5 protein-coding genes and 1 pseudogene are annotated in these 11,044 nt (G+C 33.6%); all 6 read right to left on the reverse strand.

What is annotated here, in order from left to right; genetic code table 11:
* Window positions 1-3 precede the first annotated feature (3 nt).
* Window positions 4-5,127 (reverse strand): T9SS type A sorting domain-containing protein, encoded by a 5,124-nt coding sequence (locus B3J44_RS11035; protein ID WP_286968498.1) that lies wholly within the window; start codon window positions 5,125-5,127, stop codon window positions 4-6.
* Window positions 5,128-5,131: 4 nt separating this feature from the next.
* Window positions 5,132-7,120 (reverse strand): fibronectin type III domain-containing protein, encoded by a 1,989-nt coding sequence (locus B3J44_RS11040; protein WP_286968499.1) that lies wholly within the window; start codon window positions 7,118-7,120, stop codon window positions 5,132-5,134.
* A 333-nt stretch (window positions 7,121-7,453) separates the two neighbouring features.
* Window positions 7,454-8,577, reverse strand: a pseudogene (locus tag B3J44_RS11045) (ABC transporter permease).
* Window positions 8,574-9,680 (reverse strand): ABC transporter permease, encoded by a 1,107-nt coding sequence (locus B3J44_RS11050; RefSeq protein WP_198856706.1) that lies wholly within the window; start codon window positions 9,678-9,680, stop codon window positions 8,574-8,576. Before B3J44_RS11050 ends, B3J44_RS11045 begins: the two are co-directional and overlap by 4 nt.
* Before the next feature lies 1 nt (window position 9,681).
* Entirely contained in the window at window positions 9,682-10,425 is a 744-nt protein-coding gene (locus B3J44_RS11055; RefSeq protein ID WP_198856228.1) for an ABC transporter ATP-binding protein, read from the reverse strand.
* A partial coding sequence (locus tag B3J44_RS11060; protein WP_286968501.1) for an ABC transporter ATP-binding protein occupies window positions 10,415-11,044 on the reverse strand: 630 nt, incomplete at its 5' end. The genes B3J44_RS11055 and B3J44_RS11060, both read right to left, overlap by 11 nt.

Here is an 11,044-nt window from a genome sequence, read left to right on the forward strand (position 1 = left end):
TTTTTAATTGATGATAATTTTTTTAACCAATGTTTGCTGTCCAGTCTCTAGTACGACTATGTAAATACCAGATTGTAATGAGGTATTAAAATCTACCTCATACTTTTTCTTTCCTGATTCCTGTTTTTGAATCATGGTATTTTGTCCTGAAGATGAGAACAGTCTTAAATTTATCGCACTACTGTTTTCTAAATTTACAATTGCTTTAAAATTACCATTGCTTGGATTTGGGGTTACAATAAAATCTATAATAAATTGTGATGCAGTATCGGTATTTGGTAATGTTCCGCGCTGTTCGACCATAATGTTTTTGGTGTAAACTGCATAACATTCTCCTTGTGTCTGCTTTAAGCCAATTGAATAAACTCCAGTTGAATCAAACTTTAAAGTGATGTATTTTTCTTTTTGTTCTACAACTTTTACTCCGTTTGGAACAACCCAATCTGTACTTTCTCCAAAAGGATTACTTGTATTAACCAAAATTACTTCTTCGTCTAAATAAGCTTGAGAACTCAATAAAAATTCTGCGCTAATTGCTGTTTGGCTCGTTTTAATTACAATTTCGTCTTCGCCAATACATCCTAGAGCCGTAGTTACTTTTACATGATAAGTTCCTGCTTTTGACACATTGATTTTGGCTTCATTTGAAGTGAATCCGTTTGTAGATGTCCAACTGTATTGTGCCTGCGAATCTTTAATTGATGCATCTAAATCTAAACTTTGATCAATGCACAAAGTTCTATCTGGACCAACATTGACAATAACAGGATCTGGGTCTTTTAAAACAAATCTCTTTTTGTAAACACAACAATCTGGGCAAGTTATAGTAACTTCATAATTTCCAGCAGTAAGATTATTCAAATCTTTTGTAACTGCACCTGTATTCCATACATAAGAATATGGCAAATTGCCTCCTGTAACATTAAGCGTTATCGATCCGTCATTTCCTTTATAACAAATAGGATCTTTAACTGTTTCTGTAGTAAATATTCCGTTAGGATCTCCAACAAAAATACTTCCCTGAACCACGCATCCTTTTGCATCTTTTACTATTACAAAATAATTGTTTGTTGTAATATTTTCTATTTTATGAGTTGTTTCTCCGTTTGTCCATTCGTATGTATAAGGAGGTGTTCCACCTGTTACATGCGCATCTGCCCAACCATCGTCTCCAGTTGTACAGCCCACATCGAACTTAGTAAAAGTCAATTTCAGCGGATCTGGTTGTGGAATATACTTCTCAAGGTCTATTTCTTTAACTAAAACATTATTCACATAAGTTCCCAGTTTAATTCCGTTGGCATCTTCAATGTTTAACGCATAAGTACCTTCTGAAAGATATTCTGCCGTATCCCCTGTATTATTCCAAATAGTCCAAGAACCATTGGCTTGTTTTTTCTTCCAAGTATAATAATATGGTAATCCGTTATTTTTTACTGCTGGAAGTTTAATACCTCCCGTTACATGCGCTTTCAAAATACCATCTTGCGATTCATCTCGTTGATTATCTAATGGATTAGCATCTGTTTCATTTCCAAATTCATTACTCACATTACATGAAATAGTACGAATCACTTCAAAAGTAACTTCAAGCGGATCTGGATCGTCTAATTCTGTAACAGAATTTGCTACGATACAACTTGTTTTATTTATTGCTGCATTGTAATTAGCATCACGAACTGTTAAACTATAAGTTTCTTCTGGAAGTCCGCTTAAGGTTATCGTATAAATCCCATCGCTAAAACTTGTCGTTGTGGTAGTTTGCACTATTCCTTTACTATTTTTCCATTCAAACCAATAAGTATTATCTGCTTCTATTGTTCCGCCTGTTACTTCAACTACAATTTTTCCATTTGTGGCTTTATAAAAACTCGGATTTAAAACTTCAGTATATTTAATAGAAAGTGGTGCATCAGGTCCATCAATAAAAACTTCAGCATACGCAGTACAACCTTTTTTATCTGTTGCAATAACCCAATAATCTCCTTTCTTTAAAACCGTATTTTTGTCCGATTTATATTCATTAGACCATACGTAAGTATAACCTCCGCTTCCTCCTTCTGCAATTGCAGTTGCCCATCCATCGTTACCTCCATAACAAAATGCATCTCCTTTATCAATTTTCACTGATAATACTGGAGGCTGTTCCATTAATTGAATTGAATCTTTTGCGATCCAATTTCCATTTTCATAAGTGCCTAAAATAACATTATTTCTATCTTTAACATTAAGAGCATAATTTCCGTAAGAAAGAGTAGAAATGATAGAATCTTGTACCGATAAATCTTCCCAAGTGCCATTATCCCTTTGTTTTTTCCAAGAGAAATAATAAGGCAATCTGTTATTTGATGAAGCTTCCAAAGGAGTACCTCCTGTAACGTGAGCCAGCAAAATTCCGTCCTGCGATTCGTCACGCTGTCCATCTTTTGGAGTTGTATCTTTTTTATCTCCATATTCATTTTTCGCGTTACACGAAATATCCCTAACAATTTCAAAAACTACTTTTAAAGGATCTGGCTCTGTTAATTTAAATTTAGATTCTACTACACTACAATTAACTGTCTGGCCAGTTGCTTCATTGTAATTCTTATCTTTGATGGTTAAAAAATAAGAGTCTGCTGGAACATTGTCTAAAGTGATGGTATATACGCCATTTTCGACTTCGGCAGTTGCATTTTGTACAACTCCTTCTAAATTTTTCCATTCGTAATCATATAGTCTATCTTGATTTTTTGTCGGATCAAACGCTGTTCCACCTGTAATCTTTGCTACAAGTTTTCCGTCGTTTGCACCTGAAAAAGTAGGGATTTTTATTGTTGGATAATCAATCATTACCTCTTTAAGAGGCTGCTTTATTTCAATACTGTCTTTTACAAAACAACCTTTTATTCTATCGATAACATCAACATAATAAGTTCCGGCAACCAAATCTTTTATTTCGTCTCCTACTACAGCATTTTTGCCTGGTCCGTACCAAGTATAAGTATAGGTAGATTTTCCGTTTTTGATAGATGCTTTAACTCGACCATTGGCACCTTCAAAACAAGAAACATCTGTTGAGTCAAATACAACCTCCATTGCTTCAGGTTCATCAATAGTAATCTCAACTGCTATTGGAGTTTGCTCTGTTAATGTATAAGTTCCGTGCATTATTTTGTTAGCATCTTCTACATTTATGGAATAAGTTCCTTTAGGAAGCTCATTTATTATTGAATCATTTACGTTCAAATCCTCCCAAACATCTTTAGAAACAAGCTTTTTCCAATAAAAAACATAGGGTAATCCTCTATCCAATACTTTTCCTCCTGTAACTAAAGCTACTAAACTACCATTTGATGCTAATTCAGGTTTTTTATTCCCTTCCTCGCCAAGGTTTGCTGAATTACAAAAAATGTCTTGTTTAACTTTTAGCGTTATCGCAATTGGTTCTGGATCATCTAAAATGGCGGCATCTTTTAATGTTAAATCACAACCAAAATTATCTGTCACTATCAAAGTATATTTTCCCTCAGGAACATTGTTTAACCTGATTGTATAAATTCCATCAAAAAAACTTGCTGTTGAATTGACTGCATCTATAAGATCACCTTTTTCGTTTCTCCATTCATAAGAATATTTATTTCCGTTAATTGGAGTCCCTCCTTTTACTGAAGCTATAACAGATCCGTTTTGAGCTCCATAAAAAGTAGGGTGACTAAGAATTATATCACTCGAAAGAGCAAGAGGAGTTTTAGGCTGATCGATTATCTTTGACAATACTTTTTCTTTATCATCTGATGTTTTTGCTATACAGCCAATGGCATCATTAACATCTTTTATTTTTCTAACTTTAACAAAATGTTCTCCAAGACCAAGGTCTCTTATCGTAGTTTTATCTGCATTTAAAAAAGTGATCCACGTAGCTCCACTATCTAGTGAATATTGGTAAATCCCATTCGCAGTTCCTCCTGTAGCTGATACATCAATTGCACCATCCTTTCCTTCAAAACAACTAATGTCTTTCTTTTCAATAGAAAAATCTACTGGTGTTGGAGATACAATTGTGAAACTCGTTTGGTGTTCTGGATCCATTACATAAGTATTGGCCTTAAAGGTTCCTTGTTGAAAATACCCTAGTAATTTAAGGGTTGTTAACCCTTTGTTTAAATTTCCAACTGTATAGGAATTATCAGCCTCTAACTTTTTCCCGTCAAGAATTCCATCTTTAGTAATGTTAGGAACATCTTCTCCATTCATTCCGTCAAAATCAAGCGATAAAATTTCTCCAGGATCTAAGGGTCTGCTAAAATTTATTTTTACCTTACCATCATTAGTATCAAAACAACTTGTCTCAATAGGCTCTACCGATAAAATATGCGGAGCAGATCTTACATAAAGCAATTCAACAGTACTGCCATATTCATTAGCTCTTAACGTTATTTTTTTACCAACTGCTTCATAAGGTAAAAAATCTTTGCATAATATGTTTAGTGAATTATTGCCTTGGTATTGGGCAGGAAGACTTCTCCAAACATCTACCCAAATCGTTATAAAACCTATTTTAATTTGTCTTCTTTCGCCTTCAATATGGTACATCCAATCGAAATATTCCTTTTTAACACCCGAAATTGCTGGTATATTAATTAAACTTTCGGTACCAATTATATTATTAAGAGTATTTGGGTTAGTTAAATTGATTACAGGATAAGTTTGAACTCTAAATGTTCCATAAACATAATAAGCAAAAACACCTGTGACATTGGCATCGTCCCAATCTTTATAGGTAATATCTTGTTTTCTGCTTACTGGAACAGTGACTGCCTTTTCTTGTGTAATCTTACATCCTCCACTTCTTGTTCTCCTTCTAGTATACAAAGAAACACTGGTTGCCAAATTACTTTCGGTATAATCTCTTTCAAAACTACCCGATTTATCTTGCCAAAAATCGCTATCATCTTTTAAAGAACTTAAAGCTCCAATACCATCTAAACTAACTCTTCCTAATCCACCATTATTACAACCATCACCAGTAGCATTTCCCATTTCGGCAGTAATTATTGCATGGTAATTAGCGCTTCCTGATAAATTTACCTGAGCATGCCCTAATCCATAAACCAACAAAATAACAAATAAGTAAAATTTCTTCATAGGCTTAATAAATAACTGTTAGGGTCTCTGCTTTTGCTGGACTATCGTTTTCTAGATTTGGAACCAGATGATATTCGTATTCCTTATTAATTTTTAAGTTTTTATCTTCTAAAGTAAAAACAGTACTGTTTAATTCTTTCCATAAAGTTGGCGGAAGACCTTTTTCGTTTTTATAGATGCTAAGACCCAAAACCTTGTTCTTATTTTTGGCATAATCCCAAGAAAGAACTATTTTTCTGTTTTCTCTATCTGCCGTTCCTTGCAAAAATGTAATAACCTTTACTGGCGTAAAATTTAATACACTAACCGTTATAACAGAATGATCTAATGAAGACCAAAGATTACTTTTATCCTTAGCCAAAATAGCATATTGATAGGTCTTTTTATTCTCTATTCTATCATCTGTAAATTCTTGGATAGTATCGTTTATCTGTTTTATTTCAAGCCATTTTTCCTGTCCTTTTTCTCTTCTTCTCAGGCTATGACTTACAACATCTTCGCTATAGCTTCGTATCCACTTTAAGTGCACTTTACCATCTTTATTGTCATAATCTTTAAAGATTGGCGCTGCCGGCGGAATTTTATCTGGTTTATCTAATACCAAAATATCAGAAGGATCCGAAATATTATAACGCATATCTTCAGCAGCAATTCTATAATAAACTTTACTGTTAGTCATTTTTAAACTCACACTATCTTTATACTCTGTACCGATATAAGATTGATGGTAAATATCTACAAATTCTTCACCTGACGTATTTGCTCTTAAAATTCTGTATCCTCGTAAATCTTTTTCTTGATTAGGTTTCCATTTTAGTCTAACCGTTCCGAGACTATCAATCACACCTTCCAAACCAATTGGCTTAGCTGGCGGTATAGAATCGACAGGCTGAACCAACATACTTTGCGAGGTTAATCTTTGATTATTTTTTCCGACAACTGAAATCGTGAAATAATTAGATGGATAAAGATTTTCTTTAAAATTGAGTTTTCTTTGAGATGGCGGAATAATTTTAGAAACAACCTTATATGGTCCTTTATCATTATTCGCTAAATTAATTTCGTAACCCTGAATAAAACCTTCCGATTCTTTAGGATAATCCCATTCAAGATTGACTTCATTTGAATTTAAAATAGAATAATCTACCAATCTTGCAGGAGTTACAATAGCCGCAACGCCTTTTGCAGTTATAGGCTTTGTAAATTCTCCTTTTTCTCCAAACGAAGTGATACCATATAATCTATAATGATAGGCTTTGTCGTTTACGCTAAGTGTATCAACATAATACATGTTTTTAGACGGATTTTCATCTTTATCATTTAAATTAACGAGTGCCGTATTGGATATCGGAGTATAATTAATTCCATCTGAAGATTTTTCTACCATAAACGAGGTATAAATTCTTTTGAAGGTTTCATAATCCCAAGAAAGAAGTACCTTTCTATCATCTGGAACTGCAATAAAATCTGTTGGAGCAGGAAGAACAGTATAGTCTCTCAAGCCAATCATATAAGAGGATTCTTTTACCTGCGGACTTTCAAAAACCTTTACTTGGTAAGCATATACCTCATTACTCTTTACATTTTTGTCAATGTACCCCCAACCTGCTTTTACGGCTCCTTCAAAACTCATATCTGCAGCATATAAAGCAAAAGTATATCGCTGATCCAACTCGTCGGCCATATTTACAATTTTTGCTAAATCACCTTCTTTTGCACCAGTTACTTCAAAGCTTTCGCCATAAATAGATTGTGCAATTATAGCTGCATTACTATCTTTCTGTACAAAATCGATCCAAGAATCTAATGGTTCGGGAGTTAATGGCTTTTGAGTAATAAGCGTTTTTTCAGGTTTAGGTACGACAACACCATCGCGTAAAACTGTAGTTCTGGTAATTATAAATCCTTTTTTATTTGCTTTCTGCCATTCGACTGGAGAGTTAACGGCCCAGCGAATTAAGATTTGATCCTTTTGTGCTCTGGCATTTACCATAACAGCAGCACGTTTAGTCTGTGAATAGGATACGGATATAAACAATAAAAAGAAAAAAATAAACTTATTTGGGGACATAAGATGTAATTATTTCCATGTTAAAAAAAACAAAAGTAGTTTTTTTAATTATTATTTAAATACGGTTTCCCGTACTACAATGTAACAACATGCAAACAAAAAAACTTAATCTACTAATAAACAGATATATATATCAAAATTTAGCGTTTTTTTCTTATAAATTCAAATCAAAAAATATCATTTTCCATATTTTCCTATAACATTTCTTACAAGTAAACACTTACTATTAATAAAAACAAAGCACTAAAATTTCATTTAATTTGTCTTTCTGTAATTATAAATCGCCAAAGCATTCAATACAATTGCAAAAACAATCAGATATAATAATTCTGTCCCTACTTCTTGTAGGCCACTTCCTTTCAAAACAATAAGGCGAACCACTTTTATAAAATGCGTTACAGGAGTAAATTCAGAAATTATTCTTGCCCAATTTGGCATACTGTCGGTGCTGGTAAAAAAACCGCTCATTAGCATAAAAATCATCATAAAGAAAAAGGCAATAAACATTGCTTGCAATTGCGTATCGGCAAAAGTTGAAATCAGAAGCCCCAAACCTAATAATGCAGTTAAATAAACTCCTGCAAAAAGATATAAAACCAAAAGACTACCAAGCGGAAATATCCCATAGATTAAATACATTACAATAAGGCCAATTGTAAATACAGTCATTCCAACAATCCAAAAAGGAATCAGTTTCCCAAGAATAAATTGCCACTTTTGAATAGGTGTTACATTAATCTGTTCGATTGTACCTATTTCTTTTTCCTTTACAATATTTAGCGCTGTAATAAATCCGCCAATCAAAGTAAGCAGCAATACTAAAATACCAGGAACCATATAATATTTATATTCTGCTCTTGGATTGTACCAATTTGTACTGTTTAAGGTAATTATTGACGGAGAAACTGTGCTTAGTTGCTGTGGCAATTTAACCCGAATATCTAAATCATTGCTAAAATCTGCCAATACAACATTCAAGTAAGCATTTCCAATATTTGATTTGGTTCCGTTAATGGCATCTACAGCAATATTAACTTTCTGACTTCCTTCTCTAATTAAGTTTCGTTCAAATCCAGAAGGAATTTCTAGAATCAAGTCAGCATCTGCTCTTTCAATAAATTTCAAGCCTTCTAAATAAGAAGAGGGAGTTCCGACAATATGGAAATATCCAGAAGAAACAATTTTATTAATTAACTTTTGAGAATACGAACTGTGATCGTGGTCTACATAAACAATATTTACACTTTTTACTTCAAAATTGGCCGCCAAAGGCAAAATAATCAGCTGAAAAATCGGAACAAGAACATCATTGCCAATATTGTTTTGTCTCGAAAGATCTGGCGAAATTCTTTCTGTAATATAAAACGCAGCACTTTCATGACAATCTAATTTTAAATTTTTTCAGAGAAATAGTCAGCAGAAGAATCGTCATTACAACAAGTATTAAAGTTTCTTTCCATATATAAGAAAAACCTAAACCTTTGAGCATAACAGCTTTTACGATGATGTAATAATAGTGTGACGGAATTAAATGAGAAATAGCTTGAAATATCCAAGGCATATTTTCTAGCGGAAACATAAATCCTGTTAGAAGTAAAGTGGGCAACATCATTCCCATCATCGATATTAGCATTGCCGTTTGCTGTGAAGCCGTTACATTCGAAATCAATAAACCAAGCGAAAGACAAGTAATGATAAATAAGATACTTTCTGCAAAAAGAAGCAGGAAACTTCCTTTTATTTCAACATTGAGCAGATAAACCGAAAGGAAAATAATGATAACAAAATTGATAATGGAAAGCACTAAATACGGAATTGCCTTTGCAATTAGAACCATTATGGGTTTAAAAGGCGAAACGAGCAAAATTTCCATAGTACCCAATTCTTTTTCTCGAACAACCGAAACCGAGGTTAAGGCTGTGCTGACAATCATAAAAATCAAAGCAATTACACCAGGAATAAAATTAAGCGAACCGTTCTGTTCTTCATTATAAAGCTGTCTTAACTCAGGCAAAATCTGATAATTGAATCTTGTCGTAGGATTTAATTCTTGCTGGTAATCTCTCACAATTGCATTTAAATAATTCGTTACAATTGTTGCTGTATTTGGGTCTGACGCATCGGCAATTACTTGAATTTTTGCTCCTCCAAGACGCTGCAGATCCGAACCAAAATTTGATGGAAAAATAACCGCACATTTAATGCTTCCATCTTTAAACCTATTTTCAATATCCTTATAATTCAAAATTGGCTTTTCGACATGAAAATAAGAACTTGATCCTATCTTTCTTATAATTTTCTCTGTATGAATATCATGTGAATTATCCTGAATAGCAATTCCGATATTTTTGACTTCACTGCTTAAAGCAAAACCAAAAAGAACAATTTGTACAACAGGAAGCCCAAAGAGAATCAAAAGTGTTCTCTGATCTCTAAAGACATGATAAAATTCTTTTCGAATAAAAGCCAAAAATCTTTTCATACTAATCTGATGTTCTTTTGGCATTTCTCGCCAATTCATAAAAAACCTCATCCATAGAAGTTGCATCAAAACGTTTTTTTAATGCAGATGGAGAATCTATTGCGGCTACGCGTCCATCAACCATAATGCTTATTCGATCGCAATATTCGGCTTCATCCATATAATGAGTGGTTACAAATACGGTAATTCCGTTGGCTGTGGCTTCATAAATCATTTCCCAAAATTGTCTTCGAGTTATAGGATCGACACCGCCAGTTGGTTCATCCAGAAAAACAATTTTTGGACGATGAAATACTGCAACCGAAAAAGCCAATTTTTGTTTCCAGCCCAGAGGCAATCCGCCAACCAACTTTTTTGCTTCTTTTTCTAAACCTAAAGTCGAAATTAAATCAGTGCTCCTTTCTTTAATTTCAGGTCGAGAAACGCCATATACGCCAGCAAAAAACTCAATATTTTCAAGAATTGTCAGATTATCATACAAAGAAAACTTCTGACTCATATAACCAATATTCTTTTTAATTTTTTCCTGCTGTTTATAAACATCAAATCCTGCTACACTTGCTTCTCCAGAAGACGGATAAGAAAGTCCGCAGAGAATACGCATCGCTGTCGTTTTTCCCGCACCATTGGCACCTAGAAAACCAAAAATTTCACCCTCGCTGACTTCAAAACTAATTTTATCAACCGCTTTAAAATCACCAAACTGTTTGGTTAAATCTTTACAAATTATAGCTTTATTTTTCATGCAGGATTACTTTTGATTCTGTTGAATTGTCTTGCTCTCGCATCAAACGAATAAAACTGTCCTCGATCGTTGGCTCTATTTCTTTTACTTCTAAATTTTCAGGATTATACTTTTGTGCAATCGATTTGACCATTTCGACATTTGCCTGTTCTGATACTAACGTTAGATGAAGAAATTCTCCAAAGGCATCACAATTTTCAATTTCTTTTTCGACTCTAAGATCTTGCAAAAGTTTATAAATATGATCTGCTTTTACTGCAAAAAGTGTTTTCGGAAAACTTTTTATAATTTGCTTTGGCGTGTCAACCGTCATTATTTTTCCGTTTTGAATAAGAGCAATTCGGTCGCATAATTTTGCCTCATCCATATAAGGAGTTGAAACTACGATGGTAATATTTTGCTTTTTAAGTTTAGCTAGCATATCCCAAAATTCACTTCGAGAAACTACGTCAACACCAGTAGTAGGTTCATCCAAAAATAAAATTTCAGGTTTATGAATTAAAGCACAACACAGAGCCAATTTCTGTTTCATTCCGCCCGAAAGTTTTCCGGCACGTCTATCGTTAAAAGGCTTTATCTGATCGTAGATATCTTTTATCAATTCATAATTCTCTTCAAT

The sequence above is a fragment of the Flavobacterium sp. UBA4854 genome, assembly GCF_002399805.1.
GTDB lineage: Bacteria > Bacteroidota > Bacteroidia > Flavobacteriales > Flavobacteriaceae > Flavobacterium > Flavobacterium ginsengisoli.

What these genes read in the sequence shown, in the direction of transcription:
- B3J44_RS11035 (WP_286968498.1), bottom strand. Translation starts at nt 5,127, where the DNA reads ATGAAGAAATTTTACTTATTTGTTATTTTGTTGGTTTATGGATTAGGG.
- B3J44_RS11040 (WP_286968499.1), bottom strand. Translation starts at nt 7,120, where the DNA reads ATGGTAAATGCCAGAGCACAAAAGGATCAAATCTTAATTCGCTGGGCC.
- B3J44_RS11050 (WP_198856706.1), bottom strand. Translation starts at nt 9,680, where the DNA reads ATGAAAAGATTTTTGGCTTTTATTCGAAAAGAATTTTATCATGTCTTT.
- B3J44_RS11055 (WP_198856228.1), bottom strand. Translation starts at nt 10,425, where the DNA reads ATGAAAAATAAAGCTATAATTTGTAAAGATTTAACCAAACAGTTTGGT.